Annotated in this window: 24 protein-coding genes and 1 pseudogene; 8 read left to right on the top strand and 17 right to left on the bottom strand. The window is 71.7% G+C overall.

Features of this window, described 5'->3' with window-relative positions; all coding sequences use genetic code 11:
* Positions 1–5: 5 nt before the first annotated feature.
* The 7 genes from rlmN to AC5L36_RS20730 form a co-directional block, all read right to left on the bottom strand.
* Positions 6–1,139 carry a dual-specificity RNA methyltransferase RlmN gene (gene rlmN / locus AC5L36_RS20760; protein ID WP_441215287.1) on the bottom strand — a complete coding sequence of 378 codons (1,134 nt, stop codon included), beginning with the start codon at positions 1,137–1,139 and terminating at the stop codon, positions 6–8.
* A 45-nt stretch (positions 1,140–1,184) separates the two neighbouring features.
* Positions 1,185–2,261 (bottom strand): phosphatidate cytidylyltransferase, encoded by a 1,077-nt coding sequence (locus AC5L36_RS20755; RefSeq protein ID WP_441215286.1) that lies wholly within the window; start codon positions 2,259–2,261, stop codon positions 1,185–1,187.
* On the bottom strand, positions 2,261–2,818 hold the full coding sequence (gene frr / locus AC5L36_RS20750; RefSeq protein WP_441215285.1) for a ribosome recycling factor: 558 nt from the start codon (positions 2,816–2,818) through the stop codon (positions 2,261–2,263). Before frr ends, AC5L36_RS20755 begins: the two co-directional genes overlap by 1 nt.
* A 32-nt stretch (positions 2,819–2,850) precedes the next feature.
* Entirely contained in the window at positions 2,851–3,588 is a 738-nt protein-coding gene (gene pyrH / locus AC5L36_RS20745; RefSeq protein WP_441215423.1) for a UMP kinase, read from the bottom strand.
* A gap of 206 nt (positions 3,589–3,794) precedes the next feature.
* Positions 3,795–4,625 (bottom strand): translation elongation factor Ts, encoded by an 831-nt coding sequence (gene tsf, locus AC5L36_RS20740; RefSeq protein WP_441215284.1) that lies wholly within the window; start codon positions 4,623–4,625, stop codon positions 3,795–3,797.
* A gap of 41 nt (positions 4,626–4,666) precedes the next feature.
* Entirely contained in the window at positions 4,667–5,590 is a 924-nt protein-coding gene (gene rpsB / locus AC5L36_RS20735; RefSeq protein ID WP_441215283.1) for a 30S ribosomal protein S2, read from the bottom strand.
* A 622-nt stretch (positions 5,591–6,212) separates the two neighbouring features.
* Positions 6,213–7,082: a hypothetical protein gene (locus AC5L36_RS20730; protein WP_441215282.1), complete on the bottom strand. Its 870-nt coding sequence runs from the start codon at positions 7,080–7,082 to the stop codon at positions 6,213–6,215.
* A gap of 329 nt (positions 7,083–7,411) precedes the next feature.
* Here AC5L36_RS20730 and AC5L36_RS20725 point away from each other — a divergent pair, with 329 nt between their 5' ends.
* From AC5L36_RS20725 to AC5L36_RS20700, 6 genes and pseudogenes are all read left to right on the top strand, one after another.
* Complete coding sequence (locus tag AC5L36_RS20725; RefSeq protein ID WP_441215281.1) at positions 7,412–8,542, top strand: DUF2332 domain-containing protein; 1,131 nt, start codon at positions 7,412–7,414, stop codon at positions 8,540–8,542.
* Between the two features lie 210 nt (positions 8,543–8,752).
* Entirely contained in the window at positions 8,753–9,112 is a 360-nt protein-coding gene (locus AC5L36_RS20720) for a YraN family protein (protein WP_441215280.1), read from the top strand.
* A gap of 130 nt (positions 9,113–9,242) precedes the next feature.
* Positions 9,243–10,763, top strand: a complete 1,521-nt coding sequence (locus AC5L36_RS20715) for a YifB family Mg chelatase-like AAA ATPase (RefSeq protein ID WP_441215279.1) — start codon at positions 9,243–9,245, stop codon at positions 10,761–10,763.
* Positions 10,760–12,010: pseudogene (dprA, locus tag AC5L36_RS20710) on the top strand (DNA-processing protein DprA); the annotation flags it as partial. The gene AC5L36_RS20715 and the pseudogene dprA, both read left to right, overlap by 4 nt.
* A 387-nt stretch (positions 12,011–12,397) precedes the next feature.
* Entirely contained in the window at positions 12,398–13,285 is an 888-nt protein-coding gene (locus tag AC5L36_RS20705; RefSeq protein WP_441215422.1) for a tyrosine recombinase XerC, read from the top strand.
* A 243-nt stretch (positions 13,286–13,528) separates the two neighbouring features.
* The gene (locus AC5L36_RS20700) at positions 13,529–14,719 is read left to right on the top strand and encodes an aminotransferase class V-fold PLP-dependent enzyme (RefSeq protein WP_441215278.1); all 1,191 of its coding nucleotides are present in this window, start codon (positions 13,529–13,531) and stop codon (positions 14,717–14,719) included.
* Between the two features lie 246 nt (positions 14,720–14,965).
* Here AC5L36_RS20700 and AC5L36_RS20695 read toward each other — a convergent pair whose 3' ends face one another.
* The 9 genes from AC5L36_RS20695 to trmD all read right to left on the bottom strand — a co-directional run bounded on the left by AC5L36_RS20695 (position 14,966) and on the right by trmD (position 20,776).
* Positions 14,966–15,202 carry a hypothetical protein gene (locus AC5L36_RS20695; RefSeq protein WP_441215277.1) on the bottom strand — a complete coding sequence of 79 codons (237 nt, stop codon included), beginning with the start codon at positions 15,200–15,202 and terminating at the stop codon, positions 14,966–14,968.
* Positions 15,199–15,723 carry a M23 family metallopeptidase gene (locus AC5L36_RS20690; RefSeq protein WP_441215276.1) on the bottom strand — a complete coding sequence of 175 codons (525 nt, stop codon included), beginning with the start codon at positions 15,721–15,723 and terminating at the stop codon, positions 15,199–15,201. Before AC5L36_RS20690 ends, AC5L36_RS20695 begins: the two co-directional genes overlap by 4 nt.
* A 379-nt stretch (positions 15,724–16,102) precedes the next feature.
* A complete protein-coding gene (locus AC5L36_RS20685; protein ID WP_173055909.1) occupies positions 16,103–16,426 on the bottom strand; it encodes a DUF2469 domain-containing protein in 324 nt (107 codons plus the stop codon).
* Positions 16,423–17,235: a ribonuclease HII gene (locus tag AC5L36_RS20680; RefSeq protein WP_441215275.1), complete on the bottom strand. Its 813-nt coding sequence runs from the start codon at positions 17,233–17,235 to the stop codon at positions 16,423–16,425. Before AC5L36_RS20680 ends, AC5L36_RS20685 begins: the two co-directional genes overlap by 4 nt.
* A gap of 73 nt (positions 17,236–17,308) precedes the next feature.
* Positions 17,309–17,800, bottom strand: coding sequence for an NUDIX hydrolase (locus AC5L36_RS20675; RefSeq protein ID WP_441215274.1), 492 nt, complete (start codon positions 17,798–17,800; stop codon positions 17,309–17,311).
* A 15-nt stretch (positions 17,801–17,815) separates the two neighbouring features.
* Positions 17,816–18,448, bottom strand: a complete 633-nt coding sequence (gene lepB, locus AC5L36_RS20670) for a signal peptidase I (RefSeq protein WP_441215273.1) — start codon at positions 18,446–18,448, stop codon at positions 17,816–17,818.
* The gene (gene lepB, locus AC5L36_RS20665; protein WP_441215421.1) at positions 18,445–19,350 is read right to left on the bottom strand and encodes a signal peptidase I; all 906 of its coding nucleotides are present in this window, start codon (positions 19,348–19,350) and stop codon (positions 18,445–18,447) included. The genes lepB (AC5L36_RS20670) and lepB (AC5L36_RS20665) overlap by 4 nt, the downstream gene beginning before the upstream one ends.
* Before the next feature lie 197 nt (positions 19,351–19,547).
* Complete coding sequence (gene rplS, locus AC5L36_RS20660) at positions 19,548–19,904, bottom strand: 50S ribosomal protein L19 (protein WP_441215272.1); 357 nt, start codon at positions 19,902–19,904, stop codon at positions 19,548–19,550.
* A gap of 104 nt (positions 19,905–20,008) precedes the next feature.
* Positions 20,009–20,776, bottom strand: a complete 768-nt coding sequence (trmD, locus tag AC5L36_RS20655) for a tRNA (guanosine(37)-N1)-methyltransferase TrmD (protein WP_441215271.1) — start codon at positions 20,774–20,776, stop codon at positions 20,009–20,011.
* Positions 20,777–20,839: 63 nt separating this feature from the next.
* On the opposite strand from trmD, the gene AC5L36_RS20650 reads away from it, so the two are divergent.
* Both AC5L36_RS20650 and AC5L36_RS20645 read left to right on the top strand, forming a co-directional pair.
* Entirely contained in the window at positions 20,840–21,091 is a 252-nt protein-coding gene (locus AC5L36_RS20650) for a hypothetical protein (protein WP_441215270.1), read from the top strand.
* Positions 21,092–21,096: 5 nt separating this feature from the next.
* Complete coding sequence (locus tag AC5L36_RS20645; RefSeq protein WP_441215269.1) at positions 21,097–21,408, top strand: hypothetical protein; 312 nt, start codon at positions 21,097–21,099, stop codon at positions 21,406–21,408.
* Between the two features lie 782 nt (positions 21,409–22,190).
* Here AC5L36_RS20645 and rimM read toward each other — a convergent pair.
* Positions 22,191–22,736: a ribosome maturation factor RimM gene (gene rimM / locus AC5L36_RS20640; RefSeq protein ID WP_441215420.1), complete on the bottom strand. Its 546-nt coding sequence runs from the start codon at positions 22,734–22,736 to the stop codon at positions 22,191–22,193.
* Positions 22,737–22,742 lie beyond the last annotated feature (6 nt).

Raw genomic sequence — 22,742 nt, 5'->3', positions numbered from 1 at the left:
CTATGTCACCTTCCGTCCGCACTGCTGGTCTCGCTGGCGGCCAGCTGTCCGCACGCGCCGTCAATTTCACGACCCCGCGTGTCACGCACTGTGGTCGAAACTCCGGCCTCGCGCAACCGCCGGACGAACTCCCGCTCGACCGGCTTCGGGCTCGCATCCCAACGGCTGCCCGGTGTCGGGTTGAGCGGGATGAGATTTACATGGGCCAGCCGCCCGGCGAGCAGCCGCCCCAGCAGGTCGGCTCGCCACGGCTGGTCGTTCACATCCCTGATCATCGCGTATTCGACAGACACGCGGCGACCCGTGCGGGAGGCGTAATCCCACGCGGCGTCAAGCACCTCAGCGACCTTCCAGCGTTGGTTGACGGGCACGAGTTCGTCGCGCAGCTCATCATCGGGCGCGTGCAACGACAGCGCAAGGGTTACGGAGAGTCCCTCTCCGGCCAGCCTACGCATCGCCGGCACGAGCCCGACCGTGGAGACCGTCACATGGCGCTGGGAGAGCCCCAGGCCCTCCGGCGCCGGCGCGCACAGCCGCCGGACCGCGTCGACCACCCGAGAGTAGTTTGCCAGCGGCTCGCCCATGCCCATGAACACCACGTGTGACAGCCGCGGCGGCGAGCCGGCGACCGCCCCGGAGGCGGCCACGCCCGCCAGGTAGACGGCCTGGTCGACGATCTCGGCGGTCGACAGGTTGCGCGTGAGGCCGGCCTGACCGGTCGCGCAGAACGGGCAGGCCATGCCGCAGCCGGCCTGGCTGGAGATACAGACGGTGACGCGGTCGGGGTAGCCCATCAGCACGCTCTCGACCAGCGAGCCGTCGTGCAGCCGCCACAGTGCCTTGCGTGTGGCGCCGTCGTCACAGGCCATCTCGCGCACCGGCGTGAGCAGGCGCGGCATCAGCGCCTCGGCCAGCCGGTCGCGAGTGGCGGCGGGCAGGTCGGTCATCTGCGCGGGGTCGCGCACCAGGCGGCCGAAGTAGTGGGTGGACAGCTGCTTGGCCCGGAACGCCGGCTCGCCCAGCTCCGCCACCAGCGCCTGCCGGCCCGCGAGGTCGAGGTCGGCGAGGTGTCGCGGGGGCAATGCGGGGCGGCGCCCCACGGCGGCGGGACTGAGCGGGAGAACGGGCAGGCTAGTCATAGCTCGTCCAGTCTCCCATGCGCCCGCATTTGGCGCGGACTCGTGTCACGTGAAGACGGCCAGCAGCAGATACGCGGTCGGCAGTGCGAAGAGGATCGAGTCAAGACGGTCCATGAGGCCGCCGTGGCCGGGCAGGAGGTTGCTCATGTCCTTGATGCCGAGGTCGCGCTTGAGCATCGACTCGGCCAGGTCGCCGAGCACCGACACCACGGAGAGTGCCAGCCCGAACACGGCGCCCCACCACGGCTCGACGTCGAGCAGCACGTACAGCAAGATGGCGCTGCCCACGGCCGTGGCCACCAGCGAGCCGGCCAGCCCCTCCCAGGACTTTTTGGGGCTGATCGTGGGCGCCATGGCGTGCTTGCCGAAGAACACGCCGGCCGCGTACCCACCGGTGTCGGAGAGCACCACGGCGGCGAGGGTGACGATCACGCGGACCGCCCCGTTTTCGGGCTCGGCCAGCAGCGCGGCGAAGCCACCGAGAAATGGCACGTACACCGCGATGAGGACGGCCGCGGAGATGTCTTTCCCGTAGCCGGAGAGGCCGTCGGCGAGCCGCCACACGAGCGTCGCCAGGAGCGTGACCACGAAGCCGAGCAGCAGGGCGTCCTCACCGGCGTACCAGGCCATGCCGATCATGACCAGGCCGCCCGCGGCGAGCGGCACGGCCGGCGGATGCGCGCCCACGGCGCGCACCGCGCGGCTCATCTCCCAGATCGCGACGCCGAGGGCGAGCACGATCACACCCAGAAACGCCGGGCGCCACACGAACAGCGACGCGATGACCACGGCCCCGAGCGTCAGCCCGACGCCGATCGCCGCGGGCAGGTTGCGCCCCGCCCGGCCGGTCGCCCGCCGCTTTCCCGGACCCGGGCGCCGTGGACGCACTGGCTCGGGCTCCTCCTGTGTCCGGGGTCGCACCTGCGGGTACGCCGCCGTCTGGGCCTCGCCCTCCGAATAGGAGAGGTCACCCGACCCCGTGTACGGCTCGTCGACGTGCCCGTTGCGGTTCGGCCATTCGCCGGCTGGTTCGCGGTCGGGCTGGTCCAGCCAGGGGTCCGGCACCCACTCGTCGGGTGCCCGGTTGGGCGTCTGGTTGCCGTAGGGGTCGAGTTGCGACATCAGACCTCGAGCAACTCTGTTTCCTTGTGCTTGACGAGCTCGTCGACGTGCGTCACGTACCGGTGGGTGGTGTCGTCGAGGTCCTTCTCCGCGCGGCGTCCCTCGTCTTCGCCGGCCTCGCCGTCCTTGACGATGCGGTCCAGCTCTTCCTTGGCCTTACGCCGCACGTTGCGGATCGCGACCTTGGCTTCCTCGCCCTTGTGGCGGGCCACCTTGATCATGTCGCGGCGGCGCTCCTCGGTCATCTGCGGCAGCAGGATGCGCAGCTGGGTGCCCTCGTTGTTGGGGTTGACGCCCAGGTCGGAGTCGCGGATCGCCTTCTCCATCGCGCCGAGCTGCGACGCGTCGTACGGCTTGATGATGGCCATGCGCGGCTCGGGGGTGCCCACCGAGGCCATCTGGGTCAGGGGGGTTGGGCTGCCGTAGTAGTCAATGATGATCTTGGAGAACATCGCCGCGTTGGCGCGCCCGGTGCGGATCGCCGCGAACTCCTCCTTGGCGTGCTCTACCGCGCGCTCCATCTTTTCCTCGGCCTCGAGGAGGGTGTCGTCGATCACCTGCCCCGTCGCCTCCCTTCTAAGTGATCCGGCTAGTTAGCAGTGATCAGAGTGCCGATGCGCTCGCCACCTACGGCCTTCACGATCGTGTCGTCACCCTCGGCGCCGAACACCAGCATCGGCAGCCCGTTGTCACGGCACAGGCTGAACGCGGCGGCGTCGGCGACCCGCAGGCCCCGGCTCAGCGTCTCGTCGAAGGTGATCGCGTCGAGCTTGACCGCGGTGGGGTCGGTGCGGGGGTCCGCGGTGTAGACGCCGTCGACGCCGTTCTTGCTCATCAGCACGACATCGGCGCGGATCTCCAGGGCCCGCTGGGCGGCGACGGTGTCGGTGGAGAAGTACGGCATGCCGGCGCCGGCACCGAAGATCACGACCCGCCCCTTCTCCAGGTGGCGGATGGCGCGCAGCGGGATGTACGGCTCGGCCACCTGCGCCATGGTGATCGCGGTCTGCACCCGCGTCTCTATGCCCTCCTTCTCCAGGAAGTCCTGGAGAGCGAGGCAGTTCATCACCGTGCCGAGCATGCCCATGTAGTCGGCGCGCGCCCGATCCATGCCGCGCTTTTGCAGCTCGGCGCCGCGGAAGAAGTTTCCGCCGCCGACCACCACGGAGACCTGCACGCCCCGGCGCACCACGGTCGCGATCTGCCGGGCCACAGCCTGCACGACGTCGGGGTCGACGCCGACCGCGCCACCGCCGAAGACCTCACCGGAGAGCTTGAGCACCACCCGGCGCGCCCGCCCGGGGGGCGGTGCGGTCGGATCGTCCATCGTCGCGGGCTCGCCCGCCACCGTCTGCGTCATCCGGTCCGCCTTCCGCCGTCGTTGGCTGTGGTGCTGGTGATGCTCTTGTGACGCCCGCCGGCGTCGCCGGTGTTGCCGCTCACACTACGTGACAAGGAGGCCGCCGTGACGGTCACGTACACGGGCGGCCTCCTCGGCTGTTCGATCTTGTACTGGCGCTGCTGGCCGGCCGATCAGGCCTGGCCGACCTCGAAGCGCACGAAGCGGGTCACCTCGATGCCGGCCTCACCCAGCACCTGCTTGACCGACTTCTTGTTGTCGGCGACCGACGCCTGCTCCAGCAGGACGAAGTCCTTGAAGAAGGCGTTGACCCGACCGTCGACGATCTTGGGCAGCGCCGCTTCCGGCTTGCCCTCCTCGCGCGCGGTCTGCTCGGCGATGCGGCGCTCCGACTCCACGACGTCGGCCGGCACCTCCTCGCGGGTCAGGTACTTCGGGCGCATCGCGGCGATCTGCATCGCCACGCCACGCGCGTCGGCGTCGCCCGCCTCGTCGGTCTTGCCGGTGTACTCCACCAGCACGCCGACCGCCGGCGGCAGGTCCTGGCTCTTGCGGTGCAGGTAGACGGCGGCGGTGCCACCGACCACGCCGTAGCGGTTGAGCACCAGCTTTTCGCCGATCTTGGCGGACAGGTCCTGCACCGCGTCGGCGACGGTCTGCCCGTCGGCCAGCGTCGAGGAGAGCAGCTCCTCGGCGGTGGTCAGACCCGCCTGGTCACCGTGCTCGACCAGGCGCTGGGCCAGCGCGACGAAGTCGGCGTTCTTGGCGACGAAGTCGGTCTCGCAGTTGAGCTCGAGCAGCGCCTTGCCGGAGTGGGCCACCAGGCCGTTGGCGGCGGTGCGCCCGGCCCGCTTGCCCACGTCCTTGGCGCCCTTGATGCGCAGGACCTCGACAGCCTTGTCGAAGTCGCCCTCCGCCTCGTCGAGCGCCTTCTTGGCGTCCATCATGCCGGCGCCAGTGAGGTCGCGGAGCTTCTTGACGTCCGCGGCGGTGAAGTTGGCCATGACTCTCTCTTTGGGTCGTGGTTGTCGACTGGCTTGCGGTCCTACTCGGCGGCGGCCGGTGCGGGCTCGGCGGCGGCAGCCGGTGCCGGCTCGGCGGCGGCGGCCGGTGCCGGCTCGGCGGCGGCGGCCGGTGCGGGCGCGGCGGCGGCCGGTGCCGGCTCGTCCGCCTTCTTCTCGGTGTCTTCGAGCAGCTCGCGCTCCCACTCGGGCAGCGGCTCGTCGGCGCCGACCACACCGGGCTCGGGCTTCTCCTCGGCGCCACTGCGGGTGGCACGGCCGGAGCGGGCGATCAAACCGTCGGCGACGGCCGTGGCGACGACCTTGGTGAGCAGCTCGGCGGAGCGGATCGCGTCGTCGTTACCCGGGATCGGGAAGTCGACCTCGTCCGGGTCGCAGTTGGTGTCGAGCACCGCGATCACCGGGATGCCCAGCTTGCGGGCCTCGTCGACGGCGATGTGCTCCTTCTTGGTGTCGACGACCCAGATCGCGGCCGGCACCTTCTGCATGTCGCGCAGGCCACCGAGCGTGCGGCTCAGCTTGTCCTTCTCGCGGGACAGCTGGAGCGTCTCCTTCTTCGTGTACCCCGCGGCGGTGCCGGTCAGGTCGAGCGACTCCAGCTCCTTCATGCGCTGAAGCCGCTTGTACACCGTCTGGAAGTTGGTCAGCATGCCACCCAGCCAGCGGTGGTTGACGTACGGCTGGCCGACCCGCGTCGCCTGCTCGGCGATCGCCTCCTGGGCCTGCTTCTTCGTGCCGACGAAGAGGATGCTGCCGCCCTCGGCCACCGTGTTGCGCACGAAGTCGTACGCCTTCTCGATGTAGTCGAGCGTCTGGCGGAGGTCGATGATGTAGATACCGTTGCGCTCGGTGAAGATGAACCGCTTCATCTTCGGGTTCCAGCGACGAGTCTGGTGCCCGAAGTGGACACCGCTCTCCAGCAGCTGGCGCATGGTCACTACGGCCATGGTGGGGTGCTCCTCGTATGTTCCCTGGTTGTCACGCTTGACCGGTCGGTCAGGCGTCCTGGCGCCTGGTCGCCGGCCAGGGTGGGCCCGAAATGCTTCGGGACCAGGGGACCGTCGCCCCATGGACGGAGCCGTGGGGAGGGCGCGCGAGGTCGGCCGCCTTGAGGCGGTCGCCAGTCGACCAGTGTACGCCTCACTCCGCTCGGTCGTCCGGCGGGCCGGGACCAAGCGTGTGCTCCTGGCCCGCGTCTGGATCGCCGCCGCCGGCTCCACCGCCTAGCCCATGTCCCGGGTCCGCGTCACCTGCGGACCGCCGCTCCCGCCGGAGACCGCGGCGGCCGGCGGCTCGCCGGGCGAGCCGAAACCCCCGACCCCCGCTGCCACGTCCGCGGCGCAAGACCAGACCGCGGCTGTGGGTTTGCCGTCTAGCTTTGGGTGCTGTCTTGGCTCTCGGGTGTGCTGTCTGGCTCTCGGGCCGGACGTCCGGCTCTCGGGTGTGCCGTCCGGCTCCCGGGTGTGCGGTCCGGCTCTCGGGCCGGACGTCCGGCTCTCGGGTGTGCCGTCCGGCTCCCGGGTGTGCCGTCCCGCTCTCGGGCCGGACGTCGGGGCTTTGGGTTTGCTGTCAGGCCGCGAGCGCGGCCGCGACCAGGAGGACCAGGCCGACCGGCAGGTAGGCGGTCGGCGGCCGCAGCCACGCCTGTGCGCCACCACCGCCGTCGCTGGGCAGCCGATTGGCGCCCGTGACCAGGGCATAAAGGCCGAGCGCGACGAGCGGCAGCCCGGCCACCAGGAACGTGCCCGCCACCACGCCGGAAGCCACCACGGGCCCACCGATCGCGGCGTCCCCGAGCAGGCGCAGCGCCGGGATCTCGAACACGACCGCGAGGACCGCGAAGACGATGCCCGCCGCCGGCCGCTTCGTCCGATACACCCCGTCTGGGGCCGGCGCCGCCGGGCGGCGCAGCGCGGCCCGGTCGATCGCCTCGGTGTGGAAGTGCTGGGCCGCGGCCGGCGCGGTCTGGAAGCGCTGGGTCTCGATCGACTCGGCCTCCGCACGGGGCGTGACCGGCGGCACAGCGCCAGTCGGCTCCTCGAACGACTGGTAGCCCGGTGGCGGCGGCGGGACCTGCGGCACAGCTGCCGGCGCCGGCACCGGCGGGCCCCCGTAAGCGGGCACCTCCATCGCCGGCGCCGCCAGTGGGTTGTAGCCACTCTGCTGGTCATAGGCGGCCTGCGGCGGAGCGTGCTGCTGGTCGTAGGCGGCCTGCGGCGGGGCGTGCTGCTGGTCGTAAGCGGGCTGCGGCGCGGCGTGCTGCTGGTCGTAGGCGGGCTGTGCCGCGGCGCGTGGACCACCCGAGAGTGGGTCGGCCTCCAGCGACTCCCCCGCACCGCGCGGGCCGGGCAGGCGGTAGCCCTCCCACTCCGGCTCGCCGTGCCGGCGGTCGTACCAGCCGCGATCGGCCTGGTCGGGAGCGTTCCGTTGTGGGTCCATGCCTACCCCGCTCCGTCACTCGGCGCTCGTCCGCCGTCGTGGTCAAGGCCCGTAGCCTCGCGACTCCCGCTCACGCCTACCCCGCTCCGTCACTCGGCGCTCGTCCGCCGTCGTGGTCAAGGCCCGTAGCCTCGCGACTCCCGCTCACGCCTACCCCGCTCCGTCACTCGGCGCTCGTCCGCCGTCGTGGTCAAGGCCCGTAGCCTCGCGACTCCCGCTCACGGGCGCACGGTATGCGACCTGGCGCGATTAGGCCACCTTCGCAAAGCGGGCAAACTCTTGTGATCGGCGTCGCTGCGCCACCGGCCCCGGGCGGGCACGATCCCGGCATGAAAGCGGCGGATGCGGGACTGCTGATCCGGACGTTCCGGCATTTCGCCCACAAAGAGTTTCGCGGGCACTCTCCCCGGTACGAACGGCTCTCCGCGGCCGTCGCCGACCAGCCGGAGCTCGCCGAGCCGCTCCTCGCCGCACCACCGGACCAGCGGCGGCCGATCCTGTTCTTCGCCGCGGTGCAGTACCTCCTGCGCACGGTGGCGCGGGATCACCCGCTCGTGGCGTACCTGCCGACGCTCGGTGGCTCGCGTGACGTGGACAGCGGGCTGCCGGCGGCGCTCGTGGACCTCGTGGCGGCGCACCGCGACGATCTCACCGCCCTCTGCGCGACGAGGACGACCCAAACGAACGAGGCGCGGCGCGCGGCGCTGCTGCGGCCGGCCTTCGGCCGCGCCGCGGGTGTGGCTGGCCGGCCACTCGCGCTCGTCGAGCTCGGGACCAGCGCGGGGCTGCTGTTGATCAGCGATCGGTACACCTGCGAGTACCGCCACGGCGACCGCGTCGAGTCCTACGGGCCGGCCGGCGGGCTGGCGTTGAGCTGCGAGGTGCGCGGCGAGCGGTGGCCGTCGCCGGCCGCGAACGACGTGGCGGTCGCCGACCGGGTGGGCATCGACCTGTCCCCTGTGGACGCCGCCGACCCGCACGCCACCGAGTGGCTGCGTGCCTGCGTCTGGCCCGAGCACACCGAGCGGCTGGCCCGGCTCGACGCCGCGCTGGCCGAGGTGGCGGCCGCGCGCCCGCGGCTGGTGGCCGGCGAGATGGTGGCGGCACTGCCCGGCGTACTGTCCACTGTGGATAACGGTGCGGTGCCGTGCGTCTTCACGTCGAACGCGCTCATGTACCTGTCCGACGCCGACCGCCGCCGCCTGGCGCTCACCCTGGCCGAATGCGGGGCGCGGCGGGATCTCACGGTGGTGCTGAACGAGGCTTCGCAGTGCGGCGCGGAGATGTTCACCGGGCGGCCGGCGGAGGCGGGCCCGCGCGGGGTGCTGGCCGTCGGGCTGCTCACGCTCGTCGCGTGGCGGGGCGGCCGGGCCACCGTCGAAGTCCTGGCCCGCACCGGCCCGCACGGTGAGTGGTTGGAGTGGGTCCAGCGGGAGTACGCGTACGCGCCCGTTCGTTGAGCCGGGTCGGCTTTCGGCTTCTCGGCTTTTGGCTTCTCGGCTTTTGGCTTCTCAGATCTCGGCTTCTCGGCTTCTCGGGTGAGCTGACCGCGCCGATCTCATAACACACCCACCGCATGATTGTCCGGCTCTCCACAGCCCACACACCTGTCCACACATCGATCAAGGGCGCCTTCCCCTCCCACACCCTCCCCCCACACGCTCGTTCCCATGACGACGGCGACATTGGCGGTCGGTGCGTACGGCGAGCGGCGCGCGGTCGCCCACCTGGTCGAGGCGGGCATTCGGATCGTCGAGCGCAATTGGCGGTGCTCCGACGGTGAGATCGATATCGTCGCGCGCGACGGCGACGACATCGTCTTCTGCGAGGTAAAGACACGGCGCAGCCTCGAGTTCGGGCCGCCGGCCGGCGCGGTGGTGTCGGCCAAGGCGCGGCGCCTGCGCCGGCTCGCCGTGCGCTGGCTGCACGAGCACGACATGCACGGTCACGACGTGCGCTTCGACGTGGTGTCGGTGCTTCCGCAGCGGCGGGGCGCGGCGCGCGTCGAGCACCTGCGCGGAGTCTTCTGATGAGCGAGTGCGCCAGGCACGTCCACAGGCGCAGCGCCGACGAAGGTCCGTGGCCGCCCACCGCCGCGCGGATCGAGGGCGACGGCGTGGGCAAAGACCGGTGGCCGGCCGCGGCAGAGCGGGCGCGATCATGAGTTACGCCAAGGTGCTGTCGGTTGGGCTGACTGGTGTCACCGGCCACCTCGTCGAGGTCGAGGCCGACCTGTCGCCCGGGCTGCCGGCGGTGGTGCTCTCCGGCCTGCCCGACACCGCGCTCAACGAGGCCCGCGACCGCGTCCGCGCCGCGATCGTCAACTCGGGGCAGCGCTGGCCCAGCCGCCGCATCACGGTCAACCTGCTGCCCGCCGGCATGCGCAAGACCGGCTCGGCCTTCGATCTGGCCATCGCCGTCGTTCTGCTCGGCGGTTCGGGCGAGCTGCCGCTGGCCGCGTTCGACGGGGTGGCGATCTTCGGCGAGCTCGGCCTCGACGGCACCGTCCGTCCGGTGCGCGGCGCGCTGCCCATGGTGGCGGCGGCCGCCAAGGCCGGCGTCAGCCGCGTGGTCGTGCCGATCGGCAATGCGGCGGAGGCCGCCGTGGTGCCCGGCGTGCAGGTCAAGGCCGTCGACGCGCTGCACCGCCTGGTCGCGTTCGTGCGTGACGGCGCGTCGCTGCTCGACCCGCCCGATAGCGGGCCGGAGGCCGAGCCCGACGGTCCAGACCTGGCCGACGTGGCGGGCCAGGCGCTGGGCCGGCGCGCCATCGAGGTGGCTGCGGCGGGTGGCCACCACGTGGCCCTGCTGGGGCCGCCCGGGGCGGGCAAGACCATGCTCGCCGAGCGCCTGCCATCGATCCTGCCCGAGCTCGACGACGAGGCCGCGCTGGCGGTGACCGCCCTGCACTCGATCGCGGGCGTGCTGCCGCCGGGCGGGCGGTTGCTGCGCCGGCCCCCCTTCCAGGCCCCGCACCACACCGCCACCGTCCAAGCCCTGGTCGGCGGCGGCACCGGGCTGGCCCGCCCAGGAGCCGTGTCGCTCTCACACGGTGGTGTGCTTTTCATCGACGAGGCCGCCGAGTTCGCCAGCCGGGCCCTCGACGCGCTGCGCCAGCCGCTGGAGACCGGCCGCATCCTGCTGCGCCGGGCCGACGGCGCTACCGAATACCCGGCACGCTTTCAGCTGGTGCTCGCGGCCAACCCTTGCCCATGCGCAAAGCCATCTGGTGACCAGTTCTGCGAGTGCAGCCCGACGGCCCGCCGCCGCTACATCGGGCGCCTCTCCGGCCCCCTGCTCGACCGGATCGACGTGCAGGTGACGCTCGACCCGTTGGGCGCCGCCGAGCTGATGGCGCCCGAGACGGACGGCGAGCCGTCCGCGGTGGTGGCCGACCGGGTGCTCAAGGCGCGGGCGGCGGCGACGGCGAGGTGGTCGGCAAACGGCTGGCGCACCAACGCCGACGTGCCCGGCGCGGCGCTGCGGCGGCCGCCGTGGCGCCTGCCGGCCGCCGACACCAAGGCACTGCGCACCCGCCTCGACCACGGCTCGCTCTCCGCACGCGGCTTCGACCGCATCCTCCGCCTCGCCTGGACGATCGCCGACATCGACGGCCGCCACCGGCCGGATTCCGATGACGTGCTCGAGGCGACCCAGCTCCGCACCGGCATAGCCAAATGAGGGAGGTCTCTGTGAATGAGCGAGTGCGGCTGGCCCGGATCGCGCTGCACTGGCTGATCGAGCCGGGCAACGAGGCCGTGCACCGCATGGTCAACGCCAACGGCCCGCTCCGCGCGCTGGAGCGGCTCGTCGAGGGTGACGTGCCCGACGCACTGCGCGGAGCGGCCGCGGCCCGGATGGGTGCCGGCGACCCGCACGAGGTCGCCGAGGCAGCCCTCGAACGCGCCGACCGGCTCGGCGCCCGCATCGTGATCCCTGAAGACGACGAGTGGCCGCAGCCCGTCCGCGACCTCACGCTGCTGCTGGGCCGCCCCGCCGAGCACCGCATCGACCGCGACGTCGCACCGCCGCTGTGCCTGTGGGTGCGCGGCGCGCCCCGGCTCGACGAGGCCCTCGACCGGTCGGTCGCGGTGGTCGGCGCGCGGGCCTCCACCCACTACGGCGAGCACGTGGCGACCACCCTGGCATACGAGCTGGCCGAGCGTGAGTGGACGATCGTCTCCGGCGGCGCCCACGGCATCGACGCCGCCGCCCACCGGGGCGCTCTCAACGCCGGCGGGCTCACCGTGGCGGTGCTCGCCTGCGGCGTCGACAAGCCCTACCCGTCGGGCAACACCGGCCTCTTCGACCGCATCGCCGAGGCTGGCCTGCTGGTCAGCGAGTGGCCACCCGGGTCGGTGCCGGTCCGTCACCGCTTCCTGATCCGCAATCGCGTGATCGCGGCCGCCACCCGCGGCACCGTGGTCGTCGAGGCTTCCGCGCGCAGCGGCGCCAGCCAGACACTGCGGCGCGCGATCGCGCTCGGTCGCCGCCCGATGGTCGTGCCCGGCCCGGTCACCTCCGCCATGTCGGTCGGCTGCCACGAGCTGCTCCGCGACCATCCCGAGGTACGGCTGGTCACCGGCGCTGCCCATGTCATGGAAGAGATCGGCCAGATCGGCGGCGACCTCGCGCCCCGCCCGCGCGGCCCCGTGCGCCCCCATGACGGCCTCGACGTCGAGGCCGCGATGGTGCTGGAGTGGGTCCCGCGCCGCGGCACCGCGAGCCCCGACGAGATCGCGGCGAAGGCCGGCATCGACATCCGCACGGCGATGCGCAAGCTCACCCTCCTGGAGGATCTAGGCTTCGTCTCCCGCCGCGCCGGCGGCTATCGACTCGTCCCCAAGACGAGCAAGCCGCCAGTCCAGGCCGCTCCGCCCGAGTCCGACGCATCCGACCCCGAGGCAGGTGCGCCCGAGCCCGGGGCAGGTCCGTCTGAGCCGGGGATAGGTGCGCCTGAGCCCAGGGCGAGTGCGCCTAAGCCCCAGGAGCGTGCGCCCGAGCCCGCGCCGCGTGCGCCCGAGCCCGCACCGCGTGCGTCTCGGCCCAGGGCGCGTGCGTCTGAGCTCGGGGCGGGTGCGTCTCCGGTCGGGGTGGGTGCTTCTGAGCTTGGAGCGGGTGCGGCGACGGCCGCCGCCGATGTGGGCGAGCCTGCCTTGGCCGCCGCTGGCGACAAACGGCGGGGCGCTCAGCCGCGAAAGGCGCAGAAGGCCGGCGCGGTGCCTTGACACCCCACGCCTCAGGCTTCCACGGTCGACGGTGTGAAGCGAAAGAGCGTCAGCATCCGGGCGATCCACGAGGGCCTACCCGAGCCGATGCGCGACGCGGTCGACGAGTTCGCGGACCACCTCGCCCAGGTCGACAACCGCTCGGCGCACACGGTCCGGGCCTATGTCGGCGATGTCGTCTCGCTCCTCGACCACGCCGCGCTGATGGGGTGCGCGACGCCGGGCGACATCGACATCGCCGTGCTGCGCAGCTGGTTGGCAAAGCTCCGCACGCTCGGCGCCGCCCGCACCTCCCTGGCCCGGCGAGCCGCCTCCGCGCGCACGTTCAGCGCCTGGGCACACCGCGCCGGACGGCTCACCACCGACGTCGGCGCCCAGCTCGCCAGCCCGAAGGCACACCGCGACCTGCCGGCCGTACTCCGCGCCGACCAGGCCGAGACGCTGGTCAGCGCCCCGGGCGACGAGGCCTCCCCCGTGCTGCTGCGCGACCGCGCGCTGCTGGAGCTGCTGTATGCCACCGGCATCCGCGTCAGCGAGCTCTGCGGCCTCGACATAGCGGATGTCGATCGTGGCCGCCGGGTGGTGCGCGTGCTGGGCAAGGGCGGCAAGGAACGCTCCGTCCCCTATGGACTCCCAGCCGAGGAAGCGATCGATGACTGGCTCCGCCTGGGCCGCGGCGCCCTTTCCGGCCCGTCGAGCGGCGACGCGCTCTTGTTGGGCGCACGCGGCGGCCGCCTCCAGCCCACGATCGCGCGGCGCATCGTGAGCGGCTACGCCCGCGCCGCCGGCCTGCCACACACCAGCCCGCACGGCCTCCGCCACTCCGCCGCGACACATTTGCTGGAAGGCGGCGCCGACTTGCGGGCGGTGCAGGAGCTGCTCGGCCACGCCTCGCTGTCCAGCACCCAGATCTACACCCACGTCTCTGTGGAGCGCCTCCGCGCCGCGTACCGCCAAGCCCATCCCCGCGCCTAGCTGCCGCCCGCCGTCCCACAGCTCAGGTTGCCTGCCATGGATTGGCAATTGGACCGCATAGCTGCCGCCTGCCGCCTCGCAGCCCTGGTCGTGGGGCCATGGATCCCCGCGGCCACGAATGGCCTTTGGCGCCCCAAACCCATCCCCGCGCTGCGCGCCCACAGCACGGGTCGCCGCGGACAGCGGCCACGGATCAGCCATTGGCACGCTGCGGCGGGCGAGCCGGCGCGTAGGGTTGGCGCCGTGGGAGGCACGGTGGTCGAGGGTGTTAACGTCGGCTGGGACCGCATCCGGGAAGGCTTCTCGCTCGACCCCGCGCTCGCATACCTCAACCACGGTGCGCGCGGTGCCGTGCCGATCGCCGTGCAGCGGGCGCAGCAGCGGCTGCGCGACGAGGGCGAGACCAACCCGATCCGCTACTTCCGCGACCTGCCCGAGCGGATCACGCACACCCGCCGCCACCTGGCCACCTTCCTGGGCGCGGACCCGCAGGGCGCCGGCCTGGTCGGCAACACCACCATCGGCGCGGCGATCGTCCTCCAGTCGGTGGGGCTGCGCGCGGGCGACGAGGTGCTGATGACCGACCACCGGTACGGCGCGATCGCCTTCACCGCCGAGCGCGAATGCCGCCGTACCGGCGCCACCGTACGCACAGTCGGCGTGCCACTCGACGCCGGCGACGACGAGGTCACCGCGACGGTCGCCCAGGCCCTGCGGCCGGGCCGCACCCGCCTGCTCGTCGTCGACCAGATCTCGTCGCCCACGGCCCGCCTCTTCCCGGTGGAGAAGATCGCTGCCGCCGCCCGCGAGCGGGAGGTGCCGCTACTCGTCGACGCCGCCCACGTACCCGGCATGCTGCCCGTGTCGGTCGACACGATCGGCGCCGACTTCTGGATCGGCAACCTGCACAAGTGGGCGTACGCCCCGCGCGGCACCGCCCTGCTCAGCGTCGCCCCGCGCTGGCGCGAACGCATCGACCCGCTGGCCATCTCCTGGGAGCAGGACAGCGGCTACCCGGCGCGGGTGGAGTGGCAGGGCACGCTGGACTACACGCCCTGGCTGGCCGCCCCCACGGGTCTCTTCCTGCTGCGGACACTGGGCGCGGAGCGGGTGCGGACACACAATGCCGACCTGGCCGCCTACGGCCAGCGGGTCGTGGGAGCCGCACTCGGCCTGTCCCCGGAGGAGCTGCCCGACCCGGGCGCCCCGCAGGTCGCGATGCGCATCCTTCCGCTGCCGGCCGGCGTAGCGACGACCTTCGAGGCGGCGACCGAGCTCGCCAACCGCATCGAGGAGGAACTGGCCGCAGTCGTCGGGGTGATGTCCTGGAACGGCCGCGGGTGGCTGAGGCTGTGCGGGCAGATCTACAACCACCGCGACGAGTACGACCGGCTGGCGGAGCGCCTGCCCGCCTTCCTGCGCCAGCTCCGCTGAGCTCGCACGCCAGCCTGGCAGCCCACCGCCAGCTCCGCTGAAGCTCGCACGCCAAACCGGCAGCCCACCGCCAGAACGCTGAGCTCGCACGCCAAACCGGCGGCCCGCCGCCAACACCCAGCCGCGATTCCCGGCCGCCGGCGCCGGCCACACGTCGGCGACGGTCAGCCGTCGGCCCATGCGACGACATCTCCGCCGCCAACGCGAGCAGCACGTCCCGGTCACGCGGTCCGGGCGCCAGCGCGCTCATGGTGGGTCCATGTCCTCGGCGTCGAGGCGGGCCCAGCGGGTGGCGTGGCGGGCCTGGAGGCCGGCCTTCCGGCGGGCGTTCAGCACCCGCCGTTGCTCGGCGCGGGCGGCGCGCCGCCGCATGGAGCGCTCTACGCCTATCCGGACGCGTGCTTTCCACTCCGGCTCGGCGACCGACTCCGGCGTCGTCCCGCTGATCTGAAGCTCAGGTGCTTCAGGTCGCTCCCCGGTCATCGGGCCACCCCGGCGGAGCAGCTGTCCGGGTGAATGACCGGGCGGGCAACCCGACCGCCGGCGAACCGGCGAAAGTCACCGCCCACCGCCGGCGCCGACTCCACCGGCACCGACACAGGCACTGCCGCTGCCCACACCGCCGGGGCGGAAGCGTCCAAAGGCAGCAGGCGGACCCGGCCCAGGCCCAGCAGAGCTAGCGGATCCAGGTACTCCTCGCCGCGTCTCAGGCCCCAGTGCAGGCAGGCCGCCACCGGGCAGCCGGCGTGGCCGGCGATCAGCTTGCCGATCTGGTCGCCGGCCGCCACCGCCTGCCCGGTGCGGACGCTCGGTTTCAAGGGCTCGTAGGTGGTGCGTAGGCCGTTGGGGTGGGCGACGCTGACGACGCCACGGCCCGCCACGCTGCCGGCGAAGTGGACGGTGCCGGCGCCCGCCGCGCGCACCGGGGCGCCAACCTGCGCCGCCAGGTCAACGCCGCGGTGGCCGGCCAGCCACGGCTCCGGCGGCGGGTCGAACCGCCGCACCACTCGCGGAGCACCGTCCAGCGGCCATCGGAACGACCCCACCGGCACGGGCGCCCGAGCCAACGCCGCCGAAGGAAGGGCTGTACGCGAAGAGACCCAAAGACCGGGAGTCACCCACACGTCATGAGCCAGCGACAAATCAGTGCCGGAACCCACCCGCAAGCCGGTGGGCGCTCTCAAACCAGGGGAAACCGACCAACCTGGCGACCCCAACAAACCACCCAGCATGATCGCAACCAGCGACACCAATGCCCGCATGGAGGGCAGCGTCGGTGGTACCCCGGAAAGACCGCAACCGGGCCGCGGCCGCCCTGTGGACGGCCGGGCCCGGTGTGGATAACGCCCGGAGAGCTAGTCGATCTGGTATGGGGCCGAAGGCTCAGCCGCCGAAGCCGTTTTCCGTCGGGAGGGAGATGTCGGGCTTTTCGAGCTCTTCCACATTGACGTCCTTGAACGTCATTACTCGCACATTCTTCACGAAACGGGCGGGTCGGTACATGTCCCACACCCAGGCGTCGTGCATCTCGACCTCGAAGTAGACCTCGCCGTCCGAATTGCGCACATGCAGGTCGACCTGGTTGGCGAGATAGAAGCGGCGCTCGGTCTCGACCACGTAGGAGAACTGGCGGACGATGTCGCGGTACTCCCGGTAGAGCTGCAGCTCCATCTCGGTTTCATACTTCTCGAGATCTTCTGCGCTCATCGCACTCCGCCTTCCATGGCCACATCTTCCCCCACCGGCAGCGGCAGCCGCGCCCCCTCGGCCAACGCCACGCCGACGGTACCCCCTGCGGGGATCGCCCGCCCCATCGGCTCGAGCGCACCGACCGCCGCGGGGCGGCGGGAGCGTGGCGGGCGGGAGTCGCGGCCGGAGGCGGTGGCCACGTTCACGTACGAAAAGCGATGTTCCAGACACGGTCCGTGAGCTACCAGCGCGGCATTGTGCTCGGGCGTGACGTAGCCCTTGTGCTCGTCGAAGCCGTACTCCGGGAAGCGCCCGTGCAGGTCGACCATGAGCCGGTCTCGGGTGACCTTGGCAAGCACGCTGGCCGCGGCCACGCAGGCGGCCACCTGGTCGCCCTTCCACACGGCCAGCCCCGGCACGCCCAGCCCGTCGACGCCGAATCCGTCGGTCAGCACGTACTCCGGACGGGTGGTGAGGGTGGCCAGCGCGCGGCGCATGGCGGCGAGATTGCACACGTGAAGGCCGCGCGCGTCGACCTCGGCGGCCGGGATGACCACGACCGCGTACGCGAGGGCGCGCTTGACGACCTCGGCGTAGACACGTTCGCGTGCGGCGGGGGTGAGCAGCTTGGAGTCGGCCAGCTCGTCGATCTCGCCGCGCTTGCCCTCGGGCAGCACCGCCGCGGCGGCCACCAGCGGGCCCGCACACGCGCCCCGCCCGGCCTCGTCGGCACCGGCCACGATGCGGAAGCCGCGGCGCTGAAGCGCCCGCTCAAGGGCGTAAATGCCACCCTCCCGGCGGACCACCGTCCGCGGCGGCGTCAGCACGACGCCTCCACAGCGCCGCCAGCGGCGACCCCACCACCGACAAGCAGACGCCACACCACCGACCACCACCGCGTCAGCACGACGCCTCCACAGCGCCGCCAGCGGCGGCCCCACCGCCCACCAGCAGACGGCGCAGCAAAGGCGCCAGATCCGCCGGATACACCCGCTCCGCAGTCGCCTCCAGCTCGGCCACCTCCCACCACCGGTGATCGTCGATCGAGTCGCGCTCGACGTCGTCGAAGCCGCGCGTGTCGACCTCCCAGCTTGGCACGCGCACGAGGAAGAACTCCTGGCGCTGCCGGAACCACTGGCCGCCAAACGGGTACTCGGTCACCTCGTCCCACACCGGGTCGCCCAGCTCTTCCGGAGGTAGCCGCAGGCCGGTCTCCTCGGCGAGCTCGCGGGCGGCGCCCACCGCGTACGGCTCGTCACCGTCGAGGCCGCCGCCCGGGGTGAACCAGTACCGATGGTGCGGCCGGGCCGGGTCGAAGCCGCGAAACAGCAGCACGCGGTCGTCACCGTCGACGAGCAGCACCCGGGCCGCGCGGCGGGGGATACCGTCCACCGCCCCAGCCTAGACTCAGGGGTTGGGCACCTTGTCGAACGGATCGGGCACCGACAGCCACTTGGCCCGGCCCACCGGCCAGAAGACCACGAACGCGCGCCCGATCACCGCGTCTTCCGAAATGGTGGCCGAGTTGAGGTCGCGAGTGCGCTCCCAGTGCTCGAGCGAGTCACCCGACGCCGAGCGGTGGTCGCCCATCATCCACAGCCGCCCCTTGGGCACCGTGATGTCGAACGACTCGTCGGCCGCGAGGTCGGTGGTGCCGCCCTCGGAGAAGATGTACGGCTCGTCGAGCGACTGCCCGTTGATGATCAGGCGCTGGTCGGAGTCGCAGCAGACGATGTGGTCGCCGCCCACGCCGATGACCCGCTTGATGAAGTCTTCGCCGTCGGGGTTGCTCCGCCAGTCGGCCGGCGCCTCGAAGACCACGATCTCGCCGCGGTGCGGCGAACGGAAGTCGTAGACGAGCTTGTTGACGAGCACCCGGTCGTAGATGTCGAGCGTGTGCTCCATCGACGGCGACGGGATGTAGAACGTCTGGAGCACGAACGCGCGCACGAGCACGGCCACCAGGATCGCCACGCCCAGCAGGATGGGAAGCTCGCGCCAGAACGACCCGCGGCGCTTTTCGGTCTGCTCGTCAATCACGGACGGAGCCTACGACGGAGACCTGGAAATGAGCGCGGGGAACGCGCGGACAGGCCCAAAGACCAGCGGGGGAAGAGGGCCAGTGGCAGCAGGAGCGGTAGGACGACAGCGAAACCTCCCTGGTCAGGCAGGCGAGCCGGAGACTCCGCCGGCGGTGCGAGCGCCGCGGCCTGCGGCACGTCGTCGAAATTGGACGGGATGCCAAGCCCCGCCCACCTGTCGTATGGCCAGACGATCACGAAGGCGCGCCCGATCACGTTGTCGATCGGGACCTGGCCCTGGCATCGCGAGTCTTGGGAGACGAGGCGGTGGTCGCCCATCACGAAGAGGTTGCCCGGCGCGACGGTGATCTCGTCGAACTGCCGTGAACGGCACTCGCGCGGGTTGGGCGGCAGGTCCGGATCGGAGTTCTCCAACACGTACGGCTCGTCCATCGACTTGCCGTTGACCTGCACGCGCCCCTGGTCGTCGCAACACTTGACCTTGTCGCCGGGCACGCCGATTACCCGCTTGATGAAGTCTTTCTCGCCCGGACGGCTGACGCCGACCAGGTCGCCCACCGTGCGGCCGAGCTTTGCCATGAAGCCGACCGAGGGCTCTTCCTGGAACTCGGGCGTCCAGTTGGGCGGGCCACGGAAGACGACGACCTCACCGCGCTCGGGGTCGCGCACGTCGTAGACGATCTTGTTGACCAGTACCCGGTCGCCCACCAGCAGCGTGTCTTCCATCGACCCGGAGGGGATGAAGAACGCCTGCAACAGGAAGGTGCGGATCAGCACCGCCAGGCAGAACGCGACGATGAGCAGCAGCGGAAGCTCTTGCCAGAGCGGCATCTGCCGCCGCCGCCCGCTGCTGCGTCGGGGCAGGCTGCGCCACGGGTCGACGTCGCCGTCCTGCTGCACCTCGCGCGCCCCCCGAGTCCGAGATACAGCACTACCGCCCGCGAGGCCTCCTCCGCGGAGGTCGGGCGAGCGGTAGTGCGGGGGTGTCGCGCCGCCCCGGCGTTGACCGCGGACGAAGCGTTCGTCGTACGTCACCGCCGACAGCGTATCCGCCCGGCACCCGAAGCGGCCAATGCCAAGAACGAGAGGGACGAGCCTCAGCTCGGCTGCTTCTCCCGCTTTTCCTTGATCTTGGCGGCCTTGCCGCGCAGCTCGCGGAGGTAGTAGAGCTTGGCCCGGCGGACGGCACCGCGGGTCACGACCTCGATGCGGTCGATCGCCGGGCTGTTGATCGGGTAGGTGCGCTCCACCCCGACGCCGAAGCTGACCTTGCGGACCGTGAAGGTCTCCCGCAGGCCGCCACCCTGGCGCCGGATGACGACGCCCTGGAAGACCTGGACCCGGGAACGGTTGCCCTCGACCACTCGCGCGTGCACCTTGACGGTGTCACCGGCGCGGAAGTCGGGGAGGTCGGTCCGCTGCGACTGGGCGTCCAGTGCGTCGAGCGTGTTCATCGCGTGGCTTCCTCATGACTCGTTGGGGCGATCACCACCCGGCGGCGGCCGGGAGATGAGCACGCGGACCCACCGGAGGGCGGTGGCTGGTCGCGGCAACCTCACTACTTTGCCATATCGGCACCCCGGACCTGAAATCCGGCCCCGTCCAGGAGGGCGAGATCGCGCTTGTCCAGGATACCGGGGTCAAGCGCGGCAAGCAGATCCGGGCGGCGATGTGCGGTGCGCAACAGGGCCTGGTCGCGCCGCCAGCGCGCGATCCGACCATGATCGCCGGAGCGGAGGATTTCCGGAACGGGGTGGCCGCGCCACTCCGGTGGCTTCGTGTAGACCGGCGCCTCCAGGACCCCGTGTGCGTGCGACTCCTCCGCCAGCGAATCGGCGTTGCCCAGCACCCCGGGCAGTAGCCGCACGATCGCCTCGCACATGACCAGCACCGCGACCTCGCCGCCGAAGAGCACGTAGTCGCCGAGTGAAACCTCCGTCACCGGCATCCGGGTGGCCGCGTGGTCGAGCACCCGCTGGTCGATGCCCTCGTACCGGCCGCACGCGAAGATCAAGCGCGGCTCGGCGGCGAGCTCGTGCGCCAACGTCTGGGTGAACACCTCCCCGGCCGGCGTGGGCACCACGAGCCGCGCGCCCCCGTCCGGAGCCAGCGCGTCCAGCGCCTCACCCCACGGCTCCGGGCGCATCACCATGCCCGGCCCCCCGCCGTACGGGCTGTCGTCGACCGTCCGGTGCACGTCGTGCGTCCACGTCCGCAGGTCGTGTACGCCCACGTCGAGCAGCCCGCTCTCGCGCGCCTTGCCGATCAGCGACAGGTCGAGCGGGGCAAGGTACTCCGGGAAGATCGTGACAACGTCGATCCGCATCCCTCTTCGACCTCCGCATGGTGGCGGATGTATCCGCACGCGCTCTGGCCGAGTCTTTAACCCATGTACGGATCATCCGAGCAGGCACTCTACGTGCTGGACCAGGCGGCCGAGGTGCGCGCCCGGGCCGACGTCACCTGGCGCTCGGCGATCAGGCAAGCCCTCGCCAGCGAAGCGTCGATCGAGCAGATCGCCGACCGGGCGAACACGAGCATCGAGCAGATCCTCGCGATCGTCAGCACCCCCGTCCCCGCCCCCACATCCGAGTCTCCGCGTAGTGGCGGATGTTTCCCGCGCAACACCGGGCGATGGTGAGAGCCATGCCCAGCCTGGACATCACCGCGACGCGGTGTGAGGCGCTGTTCGTGTCGGATCTCCAACACTCGCAGCGTCCCAGCGCGGAGCAGGTACGTGCCGCGGTCGTCCGGACCGTTCGCGCCCACGGCGCGAAGAGCTGCGTGGCCAAGGTCGCGCAGGAGTTCGGCGACCACCCCGACATCGCCGCCGCCCGGATGCGCTGGGCTCGGGCGGCGGTCGCGGCGGCGTACACGGTTCGCGTAACGGGATGGTCGACCCGAACGACCATCTGCCATCTGGCCGCTCCCGCCCTGCCTCCGGCTAAGGCGGCCTGAAACAGCCGGTCATCCCCCCGACCGGTGACAGCCCTCCGGGTGGCGGACGTACCACGCCTCCCCGCCACCCGGAGGGTTCTTCCAAGGGGCAGCCCACGCCTCCGGGCTCCCCGAACGAAAGAATGACCCCGACCCCGTGGCCAGGGAACTGGGCCCTGGCCACGGAAGGAGGGGATTTTGGGGCGATATTTCCCGGGCCGCGTCAGTTGTGGACCGCCGCTCCCGCCGGAGACCGCGCAGGCCGGCGGCTCGCAGGGCTCGCCGAAACCCCCGACCTCCGCTGCCACGTCCGCGGTGCAAGACCAAACCGCGTGACCAACGGCGGACCGGTGAGGCCCAGAGAGCAGCGGTCCGGACCCGAATGCCACCCACCGTCAGTCGACCATGGTCTGGTCCGCCGCCCCCGCGCGGCTCACCCCTCGTTTTGGCCGCTGTCACCCTTTGCCTCCGCCGGATGCGCGGCCCGCGGTTTGTCCACAATGCCCGTTGCCGAACGGGCGGCGGGAGATCAACCGAGGCTTCGTCGCCCTGAGTAACCGCCGCCACCGCGCGTGCGGGCCAGATTTCGAGATCTTGGAGAGTTAGGGCGCTATTTCAACCCTAACTGTCCTAGATCTCGAAGTTCACCGCTGAGCCTGCTGACGCCGCGTCACAGACGGTGGCCGGCGAGGCCGGCCCACCCCCGTGCGGGCAGAAATCCATGCAGGGCCGCGGACCCCTTGCCGGTCCTGCCACCCGCGCGCCAACGGAATGTCCAGGTGCCGAATTCGTGAAATGACCCTTTATAGGTCGAAGAGGCCTTCTGGTGGGTCGACGACGACGCGGCCGGCGGCCAGGTCGACCTCAGGGACGATCGCCTTCACGAAGGGGACCAGCGCCGTGTGGCCCTCGGGGCGGCGCAGCACGAGCAGGTCGGAGGCGGGTGCGTGGTCGATGCGGGCCACCTCGCCCAGCGTCTCCCCCGCCGGCGTGACCGCCGTCAGACCCACCAGCTGGTGGTCGTGGAACTCGTCCGGGTCGGACAGCGGCCCCACGTCGGCGCTGTCGACGCAGAGCAGCACCCCGCGCAGCGCGTCGGCGACGTTGCGGTCGTAGACCCCGTCGAACGCGATGATCAGCCGGCCCTGGTGGGCGCGCACCGCCTCGATCGTGAGCTGATCCGGCACCTGGTAGGCGGCCGGGTCGGTGCCTTTGGACGGCATCGCCCCCGGATCGGTCGCGAGGACCTTTCCGGGGGCGAAACGCTCATCCGGGTCGTCCGTCCGCACCTCCACGATGACCTCACCGCGGATGCCGTGCGGCCGGACGATACGCCCGACGTAAAGCAGCATCTA

The sequence above is a fragment of the Phytohabitans sp. LZ39 genome, from assembly GCF_059359075.1.
The sequence above is the reverse complement of the archived record's forward strand: the minus strand, read 5'-3'. Positions and strand labels throughout refer to the sequence as shown.